The organism is Sphaerospermopsis aphanizomenoides BCCUSP55, assembly GCF_001586785.1.
GTDB lineage: Bacteria > Cyanobacteriota > Cyanobacteriia > Cyanobacteriales > Nostocaceae > Sphaerospermopsis_A > Sphaerospermopsis_A aphanizomenoides_A.
The window spans coordinates 20,822-37,872 of sequence record NZ_LUFH02000061.1 but is presented as its reverse complement, the minus strand read 5'-3'; the positions used below and the strand labels follow the sequence as shown (position 1 = coordinate 37,872).

At 38.7% G+C, this 17,051-nt stretch carries 15 protein-coding genes; 6 read left to right on the top strand and 9 right to left on the bottom strand.

Annotated elements, in window-relative coordinates; all coding sequences use genetic code 11:
- Positions 1–172 precede the first annotated feature (172 nt).
- From A0J48_RS16215 to A0J48_RS16195, 5 genes are all read left to right on the top strand, one after another.
- Positions 173–1,000, top strand: coding sequence for a hypothetical protein (locus A0J48_RS16215; RefSeq protein WP_200324775.1), 828 nt, complete (start codon positions 173–175; stop codon positions 998–1,000).
- Positions 1,001–1,099: 99 nt separating this feature from the next.
- The gene (locus A0J48_RS16210) at positions 1,100–1,681 is read left to right on the top strand and encodes a hypothetical protein (protein ID WP_200324773.1); all 582 of its coding nucleotides are present in this window, start codon (positions 1,100–1,102) and stop codon (positions 1,679–1,681) included.
- Positions 1,678–1,914, top strand: coding sequence for a hypothetical protein (locus A0J48_RS16205; RefSeq protein WP_200324772.1), 237 nt, complete (start codon positions 1,678–1,680; stop codon positions 1,912–1,914). Before A0J48_RS16210 ends, A0J48_RS16205 begins: the two co-directional genes overlap by 4 nt.
- Positions 1,889–2,350: a hypothetical protein gene (locus A0J48_RS16200; RefSeq protein ID WP_200324770.1), complete on the top strand. Its 462-nt coding sequence runs from the start codon at positions 1,889–1,891 to the stop codon at positions 2,348–2,350. The genes A0J48_RS16205 and A0J48_RS16200 overlap by 26 nt, the downstream gene beginning before the upstream one ends.
- 23 nt (positions 2,351–2,373) lie before the next feature.
- A complete protein-coding gene (locus A0J48_RS16195) occupies positions 2,374–2,580 on the top strand; it encodes a hypothetical protein (RefSeq protein WP_200321681.1) in 207 nt (68 codons plus the stop codon).
- On the opposite strand, the gene A0J48_RS16190 is transcribed toward A0J48_RS16195, so the two are convergent.
- The 4 genes from A0J48_RS16190 to A0J48_RS16175 form a co-directional block, all read right to left on the bottom strand.
- Positions 2,557–3,705: a hypothetical protein gene (locus A0J48_RS16190; RefSeq protein ID WP_200324768.1), complete on the bottom strand. Its 1,149-nt coding sequence runs from the start codon at positions 3,703–3,705 to the stop codon at positions 2,557–2,559. The two genes, A0J48_RS16195 and A0J48_RS16190, sit on opposite strands and share 24 nt — an antisense overlap.
- A gap of 305 nt (positions 3,706–4,010) precedes the next feature.
- Positions 4,011–4,931: an N-acetylmuramic acid 6-phosphate etherase gene (murQ, locus tag A0J48_RS16185; RefSeq protein WP_200324766.1), complete on the bottom strand. Its 921-nt coding sequence runs from the start codon at positions 4,929–4,931 to the stop codon at positions 4,011–4,013.
- A gap of 37 nt (positions 4,932–4,968) precedes the next feature.
- The gene (locus A0J48_RS16180; protein ID WP_200324764.1) at positions 4,969–6,471 is read right to left on the bottom strand and encodes a flavin-containing monooxygenase; all 1,503 of its coding nucleotides are present in this window, start codon (positions 6,469–6,471) and stop codon (positions 4,969–4,971) included.
- 347 nt (positions 6,472–6,818) lie between these two features.
- Positions 6,819–7,229, bottom strand: coding sequence for a DUF3110 domain-containing protein (locus tag A0J48_RS16175; RefSeq protein ID WP_200324779.1), 411 nt, complete (start codon positions 7,227–7,229; stop codon positions 6,819–6,821).
- A gap of 181 nt (positions 7,230–7,410) precedes the next feature.
- On the opposite strand from A0J48_RS16175, the gene A0J48_RS16170 reads away from it, so the two are divergent.
- Positions 7,411–12,912 carry a translocation/assembly module TamB domain-containing protein gene (locus A0J48_RS16170; RefSeq protein WP_200324762.1) on the top strand — a complete coding sequence of 1,834 codons (5,502 nt, stop codon included), beginning with the start codon at positions 7,411–7,413 and terminating at the stop codon, positions 12,910–12,912.
- A 65-nt stretch (positions 12,913–12,977) separates the two neighbouring features.
- On the opposite strand, the gene A0J48_RS16165 is transcribed toward A0J48_RS16170, so the two are convergent.
- From A0J48_RS16165 to A0J48_RS16145, 5 genes are all read right to left on the bottom strand, one after another.
- The gene (locus A0J48_RS16165) at positions 12,978–13,367 is read right to left on the bottom strand and encodes a COG3650 family protein (protein ID WP_200324760.1); all 390 of its coding nucleotides are present in this window, start codon (positions 13,365–13,367) and stop codon (positions 12,978–12,980) included.
- Positions 13,368–13,633: 266 nt separating this feature from the next.
- Positions 13,634–14,017 carry a hypothetical protein gene (locus tag A0J48_RS16160; RefSeq protein WP_200324758.1) on the bottom strand — a complete coding sequence of 128 codons (384 nt, stop codon included), beginning with the start codon at positions 14,015–14,017 and terminating at the stop codon, positions 13,634–13,636.
- Between the two features lie 552 nt (positions 14,018–14,569).
- Positions 14,570–14,809, bottom strand: coding sequence for a hypothetical protein (locus A0J48_RS16155; protein ID WP_200324756.1), 240 nt, complete (start codon positions 14,807–14,809; stop codon positions 14,570–14,572).
- Positions 14,810–15,091: 282 nt separating this feature from the next.
- Positions 15,092–15,640, bottom strand: coding sequence for a phosphate-starvation-inducible PsiE family protein (locus A0J48_RS16150; protein ID WP_200324754.1), 549 nt, complete (start codon positions 15,638–15,640; stop codon positions 15,092–15,094).
- A gap of 83 nt (positions 15,641–15,723) precedes the next feature.
- Complete coding sequence (locus tag A0J48_RS16145; protein WP_200324752.1) at positions 15,724–16,677, bottom strand: tetratricopeptide repeat protein; 954 nt, start codon at positions 16,675–16,677, stop codon at positions 15,724–15,726.
- Positions 16,678–17,051: the final 374 nt, after the last annotated feature.

Sequence of the window (17,051 nt, the reverse complement as noted above, 5' to 3'; positions counted from 1 at the left end):
AATTAACTAATGCTTCTACTGAATTTGTGAAGGCGGTTAAAGAGGATGGTAAGCCAGAGAATAAAGCTACTCCTATTCCTGAACCTGACCAAGTAAAAGCCAAGGCTGCGGAGGAGAAAGAAGCATCCAAAGGCAAAGATTTAGAACCCGTAGACCTGGAGCCTGATGAATAATGCCTTTACCACAAAATTTCACAGAATGGGAACACCTGCAAGATACTATTAGGCTTTATCACAATAAGCAGGTAGCACAATATTACAAGAATCAGGCTGTTGATTCTATAGCTACTAAAAAAGAAGCTTTACGTCATGCTTGCACAATTAAAGATTCTGATACCGCCACCATGACATTGATCAGGTTGTGGTTGTTTGAAGTTACTGCGGGTCATGCTCAAAGTTTGCAAACTCCTATTTATGGAATTCCAGTAAACGAACACCAAAGGGGAGTAACTTTTAAGCCGCAAGTAAAACTTTATTTTAGAGAAAAAATTGCTTACGACGAAACAGTAAGATTAAGTCCAGCGACAGGGGAAATAACTTTTAGATTGATGGATGAGGAAGCGAGTACCTTCTCTAGAGCAAAAGCCGAAATTTTAGCAACAGCCATCAAACGTGAATTTGCAACATCTAGTCTTTTTGTTTGGAATAAAGGCAAGTTTTACTATTATTATCGAGACATTGAAAAAGGGTACGATTTACGGCTGCTGGTGCCGACTAAGGCAGAAGGTGAACGAATTACTAAGGCTGTTTTAAGTATTCGTGGTCATGCTTTTAGTGATGACTACGTAGACTATACAGAGAATACCAGGTCATATCCAATGAATCCAGGAACTCATGTTGTTTACGGAAAGACGGTCAAGAAACCCGTTAAGCGTCCGACTGTTGATGTCAAGTTTAGGTATGCTCAAGTGCTTTTGCATGGACGAGAAAAGGTCATTAACCTAGTAGCTGTAACTGATTGTGGATTGAGAGAGGTGATTGAGCGGATTTTTTTGGCATGATATTTTTTTGTGGATCAGTATACTAGCCGACGCAACTTTTCTTACCTGAAACCCATGCTATACAAGGATTACAGACGTTAGATGAGAATTCTCCTTAGTATGGTCAAGAGATTTAACAATTTAAAGGCAGCTTTAAAGTCTTTGAGAAGCCCAACAGCTACACCTGATTCTGTTGCTCCTAGTCCTCCTGAAGGTTCAATCCTGGCCAATTTTAAAGACGTATACACCAAGGCTAAGGTTGTTACCTATACTCGTGCCGCTGATTCTAAGCCTGGAAGCTTAAAGGTAGCAAGTCTTGTACCGTTTGGTGCTGAATCGACATCTACGGACAGATACTTTGTGGATATAAGCGATAGGGCGCTGGACAAATACACAATCACTAAGATGAGTGATACCGTATTGGGTATCGACACCACTGTTACTAGTTCTGATGCAGGCAATTTGGTTACTGGTTTCACGCCAGCAAAAGCTGTTATCACTGTCGTCGGAACGGGAACAACTGAGACACCATCTAAAATCACTGGGCTTAAGTACAAAAACAAGGGTAATAAATCTTACACTTACCCGATGGGTCAGACTACAGACGAGAAAGTGATGAGCAAGCGACAGGCTAAAGTCTTGGCTGCGGCTGCGACCGCAGACAATCTGGGTGTAAGTTTCAAGCCGGAGATTTTCAAGTGAGCATAGGAGCAAATATTCTTGAGCTTGTTATTATTCCAGGGCTGGATATTTGCTCCGCAGCTGCACTTGATTTAGTGGAGCGGTTGGAAGCAGCAAATTTGGCGCAGCAAAGACTTCTTGAAGGTTTTATCAGTCTTGAGGACTACTTTGACATTCTTGAACTTTGTGGGGTGGACATGGATCAGTATTTGGGAGTCGTTGAACAGAATGTCTTTGACTGCGGATTTGTATAATTCGTCCAACTGGCGCTTGGCCTACCAGACAACAGTTACTGCCGAAAGGGTAAGTGAGCAAGGTGGGTATTTGCCGTTACCTACTATTGGGTTAGACATCCTCTTAGATTCTCGGCTTCTTGTGGCTAAAACAACTTGCAATATTCCTCAGAACAAACGATGGAGATGGGCTGGAAATTTCCGAGTTTTTGGAGAATTGCCTATTTTGGGAGTTCCGAGGGTTGAGGTTGGGTCATACCCCTTGTATTTGAATCAATCAAAGTTAATTGATGTTCCATCTGTTGTCACTAGCTATAGCTTTTCCTTGGCTGACGCTTGGTGGCTAACTAATTTGCAGCTTATTCTTTACGAGTTTAGCGGTGAAGTCGGGGATACCTTGGATGTTGACCTTGACAGAATCGAAACCAAGATTGACGAAATTCTCGCTCAGATTTAACGCTTTCAACTTTTCCAGAAATTATGAACAATGAGCGAATAGCGATATTAATCACCCTGACTTGCATTGCTGCACAATCAGGGCTTTACCTCCTTACGGGTGGTTTTGCAGCCGGGACTAAACTTCACCAGATAGAGTCTGAGGTGAAGTTAATCAGGCAGGAAGTTGTGGCAGCTAACAAAATTCAAGATTTTAGATTGGACAGGTTAGAAGCTGCTGCTGTTAAATAGTGCGATCGCTCTAATTTCGGGTTGGGGATTCTTGGTAACAATTTTTGTGGAACTGCTGTAAAATTGCACCCAACGATTGTTTTGACGAGCGTAGACTATGTAAACTACATTTGCATCTTTAGTAAATGGTTTTTCTCGGATGTCTAAATCAACAACAAAGGCTCTTTGATTGGAATTAACTAATCTTCCTACTTTAAACACACAATCCCAATCTTTGCTCCTGAATTTTTTTGAGGAGTAAAGATTGTTTACTTGCCGATATTCCCTTCTGCGGTCATCATCATCATCATCCCGTCTACGATAGTTATCGCGGTCATCATCATCTTCACGACGGCGATAGTTATCGCGGTCATACTCGATTTTGGTACTTCTGTAACTGACTTTAGTTATCTGAGTGACACTAGTAATTTGGGTAATGGAACTATATTTCCAAACATCTTCAAATACTATTCTTTCATCACGGCTACTGTTAGAATCGTAGCGAATTTCTGTGACAAATCTTATATCTGACTGCGACAAGTTAAGATTATTGATTCGCAGTTTGTCATATTCTATTACTTCTGGTTGTAAGAAGAATTTTCCTGATTGCTTTTCAATCAGTCTTGCTCCTGTACTCGTGTAAAATAGTACCCATTGATTGTTTTGACGAGCATAGACTTTGTAGACGACGTTTGCGTATTTAGTGACGGGTTTTTTGAGGATATCTAGCTGTACAACCAAGGCTTTGCGGTTGGAATTTAACCTTCCTACTTTGAAGAAGCAATCCCAATCTCTGACTCGATAGAATTTTGATGAACGATGATATTCTACCTTGCGGTATTCGTCTCTGTGATAGTTATCATCATCATCATCATCATCATCACCTCTGCGATAGTTATTTTTACGATCATCATCGTCATCATCGTCATCATCGTCATCTTTATCTTTCCCAGCCAGGAGAAAATTTGATTCCTTTCCATCCAATTTATTTGTCAATAAGTTGGTTTCTAGCTGTTTTTTCTCATTTGCTATTTCTGTGCTTAAAGAGAAAACTTCATAGGGAACAGACATCACCGCTACAACGGAGAGGCTTGTAAATGTTAACACATCTTTGCAGAAGGACGTGAAGGAAGATTGTTGAGACATTGAAATCCTTGAGTCAAATAGGTTACTTGAGTTTGATTTCCTATATGACTTTATGCATAGCTACAAGTTCCCAAGTCAGTGTATTTTTAGATACTTATTAGCACTTGTAAATATACAAGGGTTTATTTGATATAGCAGAAAGCAAGAGGCAAGAGTGAAACTTGATGTTAGGATTTACACTATATGTGGCTGAAACCCTTATTATTACGTAGCAGTAATTCATGAATTACCGCTACTTTCGTTCTGTTTTGCGTCAGTCCTGAATGTAAAGATGTGGGTAATGGATAGGGGGTTGGGAGGATCTATTATTTCTCCTGTTTGTAACTATCAACCGCAGCACGCAAATTACCCTGATGTGCAGTTAAAAGTTGTTCACCAGTGGTTTTATCTAAATCTGTCCAGTGCATTAACAAAGCCAGTTTCACCCATTTACCGCTGCGTTCTAATAAAAAACCGGCTGCTTCCCGACTTAAACCAGTCAAGTCTTGTAAAATTCTCAAAGCGCGATCGCGTAATTTTTGATTTGTAACCGCTACATCCACCATTCTGTTACCATAAACTTTCCCTAACTTCACCATCACGCTGGTAGAAAGGATATTTAAAGCCAGTTTAGTAGCGGTACCAGCTTTCAAGCGAGTTGAACCGGCTAATATTTCCGGACCAGTTAACAAGCGAATATCAATATCAGCATCAAAATCTACTTGTTCAGCCGGAACACAGGCGATAAAAACCGTTAAAGCTCCCCTTTGACGAGCAGCTTTTAAAGCACCGTGAACATAAGGAGTAGTTCCCCCAGCGGTGATACCGACGACTACATCCAGTTGGGTGATTTTATGTTGGGCGATCGCATTTTCTCCATCTTCCGCTAGGTCTTCTAAACCCTCAGAACTACGCAATAGCGCCCCTGCACCACCAGCAATAATCCCCTGTACCAACTCTGGAGGTGTGCAGAAAGTTGGAGGACACTCAGCCGCGTCCAAAACCCCTAATCTGCCACTTGTTCCCGCACCGATGTAAAATAAACGTCCGCCTTGATGTAAACGTTCCGCAGTGCGTTCAATGGCTGCTGCTAACTCAACTTTAGCCCCAGCCACCGCAGCTACGGTTTTTTGGTCTTCATTATTAAATAATTCTACTAATTCCAGAGAATTAAGTTGGTCTAAATTTAGACTATTAGGATTTACCTGTTCTGTCAAAAGATGTCCGCGTTCTTGCAAGTTTGTCATTTTTTGTTATTTGTCAGTTATCACTGTTTACTGTTGACTACTCTTTATTTTCCAATCTCAGGGATTTTAATTCCATTCTCAGTTTGTGGTAGATAGATATATCCACAGGTGACATAATCTGAGAAAACTTAGACCAAATTACAAGCTGATGGTTTTTATCCATATCTCTAATTAGTTGTTCAACATAACGCAAAGAAAAACTAGCAATACAAGTTCCACGAGAGGCAATAGCCAAAAAGCGATTTTTCATCCAATCTAATTCAGTGTTTATATCTTGGTACATTTCCATTGTTGATGGTAATGACAAGTGACCATTCACATAATCTACCAGCCACCAAGCACCAACTTCTGAAGTTAAAGGAGTATAAAAACCATTATTATAGCCAACAAAACCCATTTGGGGAATTTCTGGGTGAATCAAATAGCGATACAACTGAAAATTCCCTTCCGCATTGATCAAGATTTGCCGATATTCTTCTGACAGAAAAGGTACTTCTTGATTAAATCCTGTCCCCAAAACAACTACATCAGCTAATATTTTTTCACCAGTTGCTAATTCTACACCACCAGGAATAAACCGGGATATACTTGTTTTGATAGGGTTGATTTTTCCTGCACGTATATATTTAAAAAAATTTGGAGTTGCTACAGTCACGCTACATTCAAGATCATCTATGTGATATTCTGGCACCATGCCGCAACTATCAAGACCCAATTGTAAGCGTAATACCATTTCCACATTCCGCCAGAACATCCAAACCAAAGGTTTACCTATACTGTGTAATAATGTTTCTAATTTTCCCATTTTCCGGTAGGGAAACCAAGCTTCTGAGAAACGAGTTAATAAAACATATTTCAAGTTGACTAAACCTAGAAAAAATCTTGGTACTTTCCACTTGGCTCTACGAAATAACAAAGTACATTCTTGGGCATTCTTAGCTGCTACGGTGGCAATATCACAGGCAGATTTACTAACACCTACAACCACAACCCGTTTATCTTTAATAGTCGAAATATCGTTAAATTCTGTAGAATGTAAAACCAAACCTCCCGACGAAATGAATTCTTCCTTACCTGGTAAATCAGGAATATTTGGATTACTAAAAGTACCATTACAAACTACGATAAAATCAAACTCATAGCTTTCTTCTGTGATTTGTAATCCATCATCCTTTCTATTGATGGTGACTAACCATGTTTGTTTTTCTAACTCTTTTCTGACAAGATTTATAACTTCAGTATTAAATTGTATTTTATCAAAAACACCAAAATCCTTGGCGTAAGATCCCAAATAATTCCTAATTTGTGCGGCTGAAGGCCAATCTGGATAAAACACAGGCATGGGGTAGTCAGAAAAACAGTAGTTATCACTGGTATTTTGACTAGTTAATTCTGGATAAGTTCGTGATTTTTCCCAAACACCACCCAAACCAGCTTTCTTCTCGAAAACTGTCACATGATGACCTTCTTCTAGAAAAGTTTTAGCTGTCACTAAACCACTGATACCAGCACCAATTACGCAAATTTGTTTGACTTCCATAAAGGTTAAGGATAGAGGGTGATGTTAAACTAAAATACCTGTTTTCATGGGAGCATCCCAATGCAATCAAAAATAAACGCAGCAATACTAAAAACTCTCTTCAACCCTGTTAACTTTGTGTCCTACCCTGCGGGAAGCCGCTCCGCGCCTATGCGTTCTTTGCGGTTGATTTATATCAAGGCTGGGAGCAATTGCCTTTCTTTCCAAAAAATCAACTTACACATTTGGGATGCTCCTGTTTTCATCGGTTATGGTTTCCATAGTTGATCACAACTACTGAAGATTTACTGTATAAATAAATCTGATGACCAATGACCGATGACTGGTGACTAATAGTTAATGATTAACTACAACAACCCTTCTAGTTTGCGACGGATACTATCTAGTTCAGAATCAGGAATTTCCTGTACAGTATCGCTGGCTGAAGCAGAACGGAAGGAATGATCATGATCTTCTGTGTCAGAGTCTGGTTGCCAATCAGTTTCTTCTACATTCACTTCTGGGGGAATAATTAAATCACTGTTTTCTGGCACAATTTCCCAATCAAACCCCGCACTGGCACAGAATTCCTTAATGTCCTCAGCATCCATTCCCTCAACTGTCGGTGTGGGGAAATCCTGAGCTTCTAAAAGCACAGCAAAGCGTGTAGCATCATCTTCCGACTCAAACATCATAATTTTATTGCGATCGCCCACCCGAATCGAGTGAATCCCTTCATTATCAGTGCCAGCATTGAAAATTAATACAAAAACACGCATCATCCAACCTTTGAGTTAATATTCATATCATTTATCTTTAATCAAGTGTAAGGATTCAGGCAACAGGGGAAAATAACCAATCACAACTGAAAACGGTATCCTAGAAGTGGCATTGTTGAATATTGTGCTATTAGTTGTAACAGTTTGCCAAATCAATCCGACAGTTGGAAACTAAAAACCAATGTCTAACTCTTCTAATCAAGATTCCTATACCCCAACCAAGAGCCGTAAAAGTCTATGGTTGATGATATTGAGTCGGGGTGGCATTGCTCTGGGTGCATTTTTACTACTTTTAGTTATTGCTGGTGTTTGGCGGTTACGGGAATTTATCCAAACAGAGTTAGCACCATTGGCTCAAAGAAACCTGACTAATACCCTCAACCGTCCCATCCAACTGGGAAAAGTCAAAGAATTTTCGCTGACAGGAGTCAGGTTTGCCGCTTCTGCCATACCCCCTACATCCACAGACCCAGACAAGGTAACTATAGAAGCAGTAGATGTGGGTTTTGATCCTTGGCAGTTGGTTATTACCCGCCAATTAAAATTAGATGTGACTTTAATCAATCCAGATATTTATATTGAACAGGATAACGAACAACGCTGGATTACTACCAAGATAGCCCCAGCAGGTAAACCAGGATTAATTAAAACAGATTTAGATAAACTCCGGTTTCGCAATGCCAAGTTGATATTAGTAGGAAATCAGAGAATCGGCGAAGCAGAAGATCAAGGGAGTAAAGGTGATAATTCTTCTCCTACACCTGCTTCTTTTCGCCAAGTTCCTGTAGTATTTTCGGGATTATATGGAACGGCAAGACTGATAGAAAATAACCGCTTGATTAGGTTTGATGTGGCCGGACAACCTGAAAATGGTGGTAATATTTTTCTGCAAGGAGATGTCCGCGCCCAAGCAACTTTAGAAGGTAAATTAAAGCTGAGAGCGCAAGATTTATTAGCCGCAGATATTACTCGTTTGATTAAATTGCCACTGAATTTACAAGCTGGTCGTGTCAATGGCGATTTACAAATTCAGTTAATACCAGATCAACCTACTTTGTTATATGGCAGTGCGAGTTTGCAAAAGGTAACATTGCAAATTCCCAAAGTCACTCAACCATTTAGCAACAGTCAGGGCAATATTAAGTTTCAAGGTTTGAAAATAGAACTGGATAATGTAGTTAGTAACTATGGCAAAATTCCCTTAGCTGTTACAGGTTTAATTGATAGAGAAAATGGCTTTAAATTAGCAGGGCGGGTCAATGCAGTTAGTGTATCTCAGGCTTTAGACACTCTGAAAGTACAGTCACCTTTTCCTGTGACTGGGGTAGTCAAAGCTGATTTGCAGGTATTAGGAAATATTGAAGAACCTGTACTTGCTGGTACGGTCGCTAATATCAAAACTGCTCAAATTGATAAAGTTGATTTTCAAAAGGTTAGTGGCAAATTTGAACTTTCCAGCCGGGATTCTTTAATTACTCTCAAGGATATTCAAGGACAAACCACTGTCGGAGGTGATGTGACAGGAGGGGGAACTATTAAACTTGGTAAGTCCCCAGAAATTAATGTGAATTTAACAGCAAACAATGTTCCTGGAGATGCGATCGCTCAAATTTATAATGTTAAACAACCTACTGTTTCCATTGGTAATATCTCCGCTACAGCCAATATCAATGGTGCTGCTGGTAATATTCAAACTTTAGTAAAATGGCAAGCTCCACAAGCCACTTACGCTGCTAGTGGTGAAACCATTATTAACCCAGACCGCACTGTTGACTTCCGTGATGTCGCTGTCAATATTGCTGGTAACGTGGTGCGGGGTTATGGCAAGTATAATAGTCAAAGTTGGCAAGCTGTGGCTGAAGCTTCTGGTGTGAAGTTAACACCATTTATTAAAGAGCAACAATTAGAAAATATTGATTTAAGAGCAGCAGCATTTAACGGTCGTTTACTGCTATCGGGAACTTCAGGGCCATTTAAAGTTACTAGTATTCGTTCAGAAGGCGCAGGTTTTAACATTGGTGGCGGCAGAATTGCGATTTCTCGTCTTCAGTTAGAAGACAAAAACTTTGTTGCTGACTTGATAGCCAATGATGTACGTTTAGGGCAGATATTGAAACAATCTCCCCCTATTTTAAATAATCCCATTGCAGGTAAATTCACCGTTGCTGGTAATACGGAAAATTTCAGCACCAAGACTATGGGTGCTATTGGTGAAGGAAGTTTAACAGTTGATAATGGCACAATTACAGCTAAAAATATTCAAGTTAGTAACGGTCGCTATAAGGCACAAGTGCAAGCTAAAAATGTACCTTTGCAAAAATTAGCAACTGTTCCACCCCAATTACAAGGTATTGTAGCTGGAGATTTCAATGTTGCTGGTATTGTTGATTCGTTTAAACCAGAAACTATTCAAGCCACCGGTCAAGGACGTTTAAATTTAGCAGGAGGAACAGTTACAGCTAGTAATATTCAAGTTGCCAATGGTCGTTACCAAGCTGTAGTTAATGGTTCAGGTGTGCAGTTAAATCGTTTAAATCAACAGTTGCAAGGTCAATTTGCAGGTCAGTTACAAGTTGCAGGTCTTTTAGGTTCTGCCAAATTAGCTGATGTACGTGCTGCTGGTCAGGTACAGTTTAGTAGAGGTCTTGGGGCAATTAATTCACCTCTGAATGCAGTGTTTTCTTGGAATGGTCAACAACTGACAATTCCCCAAGCCAGAACTGCAAATTTAAACGCCAGCGGTTATATTGTCGCTAATGCACAACAACCAGGCATACCGGAAATTACACAGTTAAATTTGAATTTACAGGCACAGAATTATGATTTAAAACAATTACCATTTAAGCTACCTAATGCGGTAGATGTAGCAGGAAAAGTTGATTTTCAAGGACAAATCACAGGGAAACCAACTGCACCCAATGTTGTGGGAATGTTAGGGTTAAGAAATTTGCGAGTTCAGGAATTTGCCTTTGAGCCATCATTAACTGGTAATATCAATTTTGTTCAGGGTCGGGGTTTAAATTTGGATGTTGCTGGTAAACGTGACAGAATAGCAGCTAATTTTAATGCTAATAATGCTAATAATCAAGGCAATTCCTTTTTAGTACAATGGCAGCAAGCCTCAGCTACAGGTCAAGCAACAGGCGATAATTGGGCAGTTAAAGTCAATAATTTCCCCCTAGAAGTTTTAAATTTAACTTTACCTAATAACACTTTTTTGGGTAAAGGTGCATTAGCTGGTTTGTTAACCGGAGATTTACAAATTAATCAAAAAACATTGGCAACGAAGGGAAATATTGCAATCGCTCAACCGAAACTGGCTAGAATTAGGGGCGATCGCTTTATTACTCAATTTAGCTACAACAATAATACAGCCACCCTCACCAATAGCGAATTTACCAGAAAGCAAAGCCGCTACCTCTTTGATGCTACTGTTAAACAAACTACTAAAGGTCCACAACTACAAGCCAAAATTAACATTGACCAAGGCAATGTTCGAGACTTACTCACTGTTGCACAAGTCTTTGAACTCCAAGACCTACAACGAGGTTTAGCAGCACCAACCTACGGGACATCTGCTGATTTAACAACCAACTCCCAAGGTTTACCCGATCAATCATTATTCAATCAAATTCAGCGTTTATCAGAAATTGATGCACTCTTAGCAGTACAAGAACAGCAACGTCTAGACTCCAAACCTATACCAAATTTAACAGACTTAAAAGGCATATTCAACGGGGAAATTGCCATCAATACCGCTACCGGACTAGCATTACAATTTAACCTCCAAGGACAAGATTTTACCTGGGGTAGAGAAACAGAACCAAGCCGTTTTTATCGTGCGGAAAAGGTCATCGCTGAAGGTAGTTTTGAAAAAGGTGTTTTGCGTTTACAACCTTTACGTATCGAAGGGAAAGAAAGACTTGTAGCTTTTACTGGTAATATTGGTGGTAAAGAACAATCAGGAAAATTAACAGTCAACCGCTTCCCCATCCAACTATTAAATAACTTCGTTAAACTACCAGTGGGAATTAGTGGCAATCTTAACGTTGATGCGGCACTCGCTGGTAGTATAGCCAACCCTCAAGCCAGAGGACAATTAGACATTACCGAAGGCACACTCAATCAGAAAAAAATAGAATCAGCTACCGCCAGTTTCAGTTATACAAATGGACGCTTGAATTTTGGCAGTCAGGTTTTAGCCACAGGTCCTGAACCTGTGAATATTACTGGCAACATTCCCTATAAATTACCTTTTGCATCTGTACAACCAGATAACAACCAAATTAGTCTAGATGTCAAAGTCAAAGATGAAGGTTTAGCATTATTAAACTTGTTCACTAATCAAATAGCCTTTGAAAGTGGAGAAGGAGAAATAGATTTAACTGTCAGGGGAACAAGACAACAACCATTAGTTAAAGGCATCGCCTCTCTTAATAATGCTACCTTTGAAGCCCAAGCCTTACCTGGTAAACTGACAAATGTTTCTGGCAAGGCTGAATTTGATTTTGACAAAGTATTAGTAGAAAATCTCCAAGGTCAATATAGCAATGGTAAAGTAGAAGCCGCAGGAGAAATCCCCATTTTCAATAGTCAAATAAACATAGAAAATCCACTTGCAGTTAACCTCGATCAATTAGTATTAAATCTCAAGTCCTTATATCAAGGTGGTGCTAGTGGAAATTTACAAATTACTGGTTCAGTATTGCAACCAGCTATTGGCGGTCAGATAGAATTATTTAATGGACAAGTTTTATTAACAGAATCGACGAGTAACTCTACTGCATCTCGTAGCAGTTCTGCTTCATCCTTACTCACAGCCAACAAACAAAATAAAATTAATGATGTCAACAATGGCATTACAAAGTTAAATAACTTGGAAATCAAGTTAGGAAAAAATGTGCAAATTGCCCGTCCACCTGTTTTTAATTTCCTCGCATCTGGCAGTTTAAATGTTACTGGTTCTTTAACTGATCCCATTCCTGAAGGAACTATCAAATTAACAAAAGGTGGTGTAAATTTATTTACTACACAATTTAACCTAGCTCGTAATTATAAACATACTGCGACCTTTAGAACTTCTCAACCTCGTGACCCTGAGTTAGATATTAAACTTTTTGCTAAGGTATTAGATGGTATCCAAACGAGCGAACTTAGCAGACAAGTTTCTACAGGGTTATCAGCCTTAGAAACTGTGCGCGTCGAAGCCACCGTCAAAGGACCAGCTAGTAAACTTAATGATAATTTAGAATTGAAAAGCAGTCCTACACGCTCACAAACAGAAATTGTTACTTTGCTAGGTGGTGGGTTTGTCGATACCCAAGGCCGTGCTGACAGTACGTTAGGTTTAATTAATATTGCTGGTTCGGCTGTTTTCAATAATTTTCAATCTGCATTTAACCAAATTGGTGATGCTTTTGGTTTAAGTGAACTGCGGATATTTCCTACTATTCTTTCTGACAGACCAGAAGCAGGTAAAAGCAGTTCAACTTTAGAATTAGCATTAGAAGCTGGAGTTGATATTTCTAGCAGATTCTCTATTTCTAGTATCAAAATCTTGACAGCTAGTGACCCCTTTCAATGGGGTATTAATTACCGGATCAACGACGAGTTTCGTGTCCGTGCTTCTACAAATTTAACTGATGATAGTCGTGCAGTGATTGAGTTTGAAAGAAGGTTTTAATCAGGAATAGGGAATAGGGAATATTTATTCTGACTCCTGACTCCTGACTCCTGAATTCTTACGTTTTATTTCTTTTCAGCACAACCTTCTAAAACCCTATTTCCTAACATCAAAATAGCCGAATAGGGGTATTTTGTATCTGACATCCCATCACTACAATTGCTCACTTTTCTCAGGATTAATGTATTGTTTTCCCGACCTCGAAAGCGGTAAACTCTAACTAAATCACTTGGCCTTCCCTCGGCTTGTAATGGTGCTTTATAGGGAAAAGTTTGTGGTTTATTTCCTGGTGAATTGTAAATAATTCCCTTTCTACCAACAGTCACACTCCAAAAGGGTTCTGTCCCTCTAGCAGTGAATTCTTCAATTTTAGATGATTGGGCAATACTCTGATCCAATACTAATAAATTTGCACTAATTCCCAATATAGTAATGGCAAAAGTTAATAATTTCATGATCAGCAATTCATCTTACAAGGTAGGTTTGTTTCAACAATCAAATAGGATTTCTATATTATAACTTTAAAAAGCCATTCAGGTGTTGTCTTAAAAGTTGCTGAATGTGGATTTAGGCATTTTATTGATAGCTTCCGTCGCATAGCCATTTCTTACTAACCCCTCTTCACAAGGGGGGAACTGGAATTAAATTCCCCCTTGTTAAGCGAAATTTAGGATGATTTAAAAGTTTTTGATACATCAATAAGGAATTTTAAAACATCCTCTTAGTAAACCAAATGGCCAGTACCACGTAACTGTCGTAAAGAATTGATGCAATAGGGACAATCGCATTTAAATATCCTAATTGCAGTTTCGCTTTCTTCTTCTGTAAAATCAAGTTCTGTAACTGTGTGATCCGATGGCTTTGATGAGACTACCATTGATTTGGGTACAGGAGTGGCTTTTGCATCTCTTTCGGAATCTCGAATACATACAAAATCCTTGAGACCATGAGGATTAGTAATACAGGTACGACCATCATCAGTGTGGATTAATTTCTGGGTAAGATCAACACTAGCATGGGCAGGATTGATGATCGTCAGGGTAGACATCAAGGATGTAAAAATGGAAGAACTGGCAAACAAATTCAGTATGAGCTTTTTGTTCATAAATTTATGAAAAGGAGATACCTGACCGTCTAGGTTATTCGATTCACCATCAAAAATCAAGTGAATTGTGGAACTAAATTTAATCATGCTTAATCTGTATAAACTTGTTATGATTAGATTCTATATCAGGACTTACGCAAAACAGAACGAAAGTAGGGGGAATTCATGAATTCCCCCTACGTAATAATAAGGTTTTCAGCCACATCATAAGTTCTATATATATGAAATAAAAAGCCAAACTCGACATAATATTACTTACTGCTGAGTTTGCTGAATAAGCATTTACAGAAACCGATAAAATTATTTCTTCCACGTTCCCAGCATTAAAAATTACAGTATAGGAAATTATTAATGCTAGTCAAATTCATAATAAAGATACCCAACCGTTTAAATAAGTCGGATATCTATAGGAATCATATTTGATTCTTGAAAAACACTCCGTACACTTCCCCTGTTCCCTGTTCCCTGTTCCCTCTCTACACAGATAATTTCAAAAATCAAATACCAGTCCTATATACTCTTCATTTACCTGATTCATCAGAAATTTAAACTTTACATTCTTCCCTGTGTCATCACTTGTTGCAGATGATGACGAATTTCGTGTGCTTCGTCAATTTCTGACCGACGCAATTTTTGGAACAGTTCTACACAAGGTTGAGAATTTGCTTCTTGTGCATCTTGAATGTAACGTTCATAAGCTTGTACTGCTGCGGCTTTATTGTGCAGTACGGTGATAAAATCATATTCTAAATTACTAATTGGTTGTTGAGATTGTCCATTACCCGTAGTCATTATTTTTCTCTCCTTTCAGTATTTATTTAATTTATATTTCCTCTCAAAGTTTGATTCATCTACCTGAAAGTTGACAAAAATATTACCCTCAGATAGAAGTTTCATGTTAAGCAAGATGTGGGGTGTGGGGTTTAGGGTATCCCCATCAATTGCCTTATATCATGTCCGGCTAATTACTGATAAAAAACTTCTGATGCTGTTCCCTATTCCCTGTTCCCTAGTCCATGACTTACTTCATGCTGCGCTATCACAGATATGAGAATTATTCAAACGAACATGATATTACAGGAGATGTTGGTTTTGTTCACATTCTTCTAAAGACTGAAATTCCAAATCAGTTTGTCGTTCTTTACGTCCTTGATGCACAATAGGACAAGATTTTGTGTTGGCACTTATACAATCCATGTGAGGTGTTTTTGCACACACTAATAATAGTCCACCTAAAACGAATAATAAGCCACAAATAGCTGCTGTTTGTATTCCCGAAATTTCTAGCGCACCATGAACTACCACTTCTCGCAGTACGGAAACAATTGCCACTTCGACTGCTACACCAACGGCTATACTATGTTCTTGTAAATAAACCATGAGTAGTCGAAATAATTCAACTAAAATCAACACAAATAACATTTTTGCTGTTACTTGTTTGTAGTCTATTGATTGGGTGATGGCAACAAATATACCCCACACCTGGATTAACATCACTGCAAATAAGGCTAAACATAGGACAATCACAATTAGGTCTTGGAATGCCTCCATGTTACGAACTATTGCATGGCGATCTAACCAACGATCAAAAAATAAAAATCGACTCTTGAAGCGTTTTTGCATGACAATTTACATTCCAATGGATTAGACCACATTAGCCAATTAACCCCATTTTCTTATTGTTACTGAATATTCATGCTTACGCATCAGCGTGGTTTGTTATTTAATTCTTTATTTAAATTTTGTGCTTGTATTAACAATTTTTCAGTATTGATTACCCACTGAGAATTACCCTGTTTTTGATACAAATTTTTAGCATATTCCAATACTTTTATAGCTTCTGCATATTGTTTTAATTGTATAAATACTAATCCTGCACCATAATAAGGGTCAGCATAGTTAGAATTGGCATCGGCTGATTTTCTAAATGCTGCTAATGCTTCGTTAAAATTGCTCTGATTAAACAAAATTGAACCCAGATTATAATGAGCCTCTGCATAGCTGGGATTTATAGCTATTGCTTTGGTAAATGCTTCTTTCGCTAGTTCAATTCTGCCTTGCTGTAGATAGGAAATACCTAAATGATAAGCTGGCTCTGGTGAATTTGGACTGTATGTGATGGCTTGTTGAAAAGAGGCGATCGCACTAACCCAATCTTTTTGTATTTCTCTAATCAATCCTAAGTTATAGTGAGCAAAACCCAGCTTTGGATCTAGTTGTAACGCCCTTTGTAAATAATCAGTTGCTAACTGTAAATTATTTCCTTCTAATAACGCCCCACCTAAATTTGCAAAAGCTGGTGCAAACTGGGGATCTCCTTGCGTTGCTTGATAAAATGCGTTTGCTGCTGGTTGCAACTGTCCTGTCTGTCGCAGTGCTAGACCCAAATTATAATAGGCTGCTGCTAATGTGGGGTCAAATTGTGTTGCTTGACGAAAAGCAGTAATTGCATCTGCAACTTTTCCTCCTTGAATCGCTTGTAAGCCTTTATTTAACCAGTCTAAAGCAATTTGACGGGGAGTTTGGGCTATGAGGGGGAGATGGGGGGATGGGGAGATGGGGAGATGAGGAGAAGTGGAAATTGCTGGTTTAATATTTACGGCTAGTACCAGTAAAGCACCTATTCCAATTATAGGATATTTTTGTAATGATAATGTCATAAATTGTAAGTATTCAGCTATCAGTAATCAGTAAGTGGCTACGCCACGGCGTTAACGGAGTTCCTCTGTTCGCGTAGCGTCTCAGAAGGAGATAAGAGGCACAGCCAATAGCCACAATAGTAAGGATTTTGAAGTTTTAATTTGATGAGTTTTACTTATATGAATGTTATCTGCATCTGGTTTTTTCATTCTTTGTATTTCCATGTTCAATGTACATAGCTGATGGCTGTTAACGTACTGCTTCATGCTTCATAAAAATTTGCTAGATAATAACATCTTGAGTTACTTTTGTTAGTTAAAAAATTTGGCTAAGATCGGCTTTTTTTACAAAAATTTTATATTTGGCATATAAGTTAGTGTTGCTTAATATTACT

Bases quoted from the DNA above. Each gene is read 5' to 3' on its own strand.
- A0J48_RS16215 (WP_200324775.1), top strand. From the start codon at position 173: ATGCCTTTACCACAAAATTTCACAGAATGGGAACACCTGCAAGATACT.
- A0J48_RS16210 (WP_200324773.1), top strand. From the start codon at position 1,100: ATGGTCAAGAGATTTAACAATTTAAAGGCAGCTTTAAAGTCTTTGAGA.
- A0J48_RS16200 (WP_200324770.1), top strand. From the start codon at position 1,889: ATGTCTTTGACTGCGGATTTGTATAATTCGTCCAACTGGCGCTTGGCC.
- A0J48_RS16195 (WP_200321681.1), top strand. From the start codon at position 2,374: ATGAACAATGAGCGAATAGCGATATTAATCACCCTGACTTGCATTGCT.
- A0J48_RS16190 (WP_200324768.1), bottom strand. From the start codon at position 3,705: ATGTCTCAACAATCTTCCTTCACGTCCTTCTGCAAAGATGTGTTAACA.
- murQ (WP_200324766.1), bottom strand. From the start codon at position 4,931: ATGACAAACTTGCAAGAACGCGGACATCTTTTGACAGAACAGGTAAAT.
- A0J48_RS16180 (WP_200324764.1), bottom strand. From the start codon at position 6,471: ATGGAAGTCAAACAAATTTGCGTAATTGGTGCTGGTATCAGTGGTTTA.
- A0J48_RS16175 (WP_200324779.1), bottom strand. From the start codon at position 7,229: ATGCGTGTTTTTGTATTAATTTTCAATGCTGGCACTGATAATGAAGGG.
- A0J48_RS16170 (WP_200324762.1), top strand. From the start codon at position 7,411: ATGTCTAACTCTTCTAATCAAGATTCCTATACCCCAACCAAGAGCCGT.
- A0J48_RS16165 (WP_200324760.1), bottom strand. From the start codon at position 13,367: ATGAAATTATTAACTTTTGCCATTACTATATTGGGAATTAGTGCAAAT.
- A0J48_RS16160 (WP_200324758.1), bottom strand. From the start codon at position 14,017: ATGAACAAAAAGCTCATACTGAATTTGTTTGCCAGTTCTTCCATTTTT.
- A0J48_RS16155 (WP_200324756.1), bottom strand. From the start codon at position 14,809: ATGACTACGGGTAATGGACAATCTCAACAACCAATTAGTAATTTAGAA.
- A0J48_RS16150 (WP_200324754.1), bottom strand. From the start codon at position 15,640: ATGCAAAAACGCTTCAAGAGTCGATTTTTATTTTTTGATCGTTGGTTA.
- A0J48_RS16145 (WP_200324752.1), bottom strand. From the start codon at position 16,677: ATGACATTATCATTACAAAAATATCCTATAATTGGAATAGGTGCTTTA.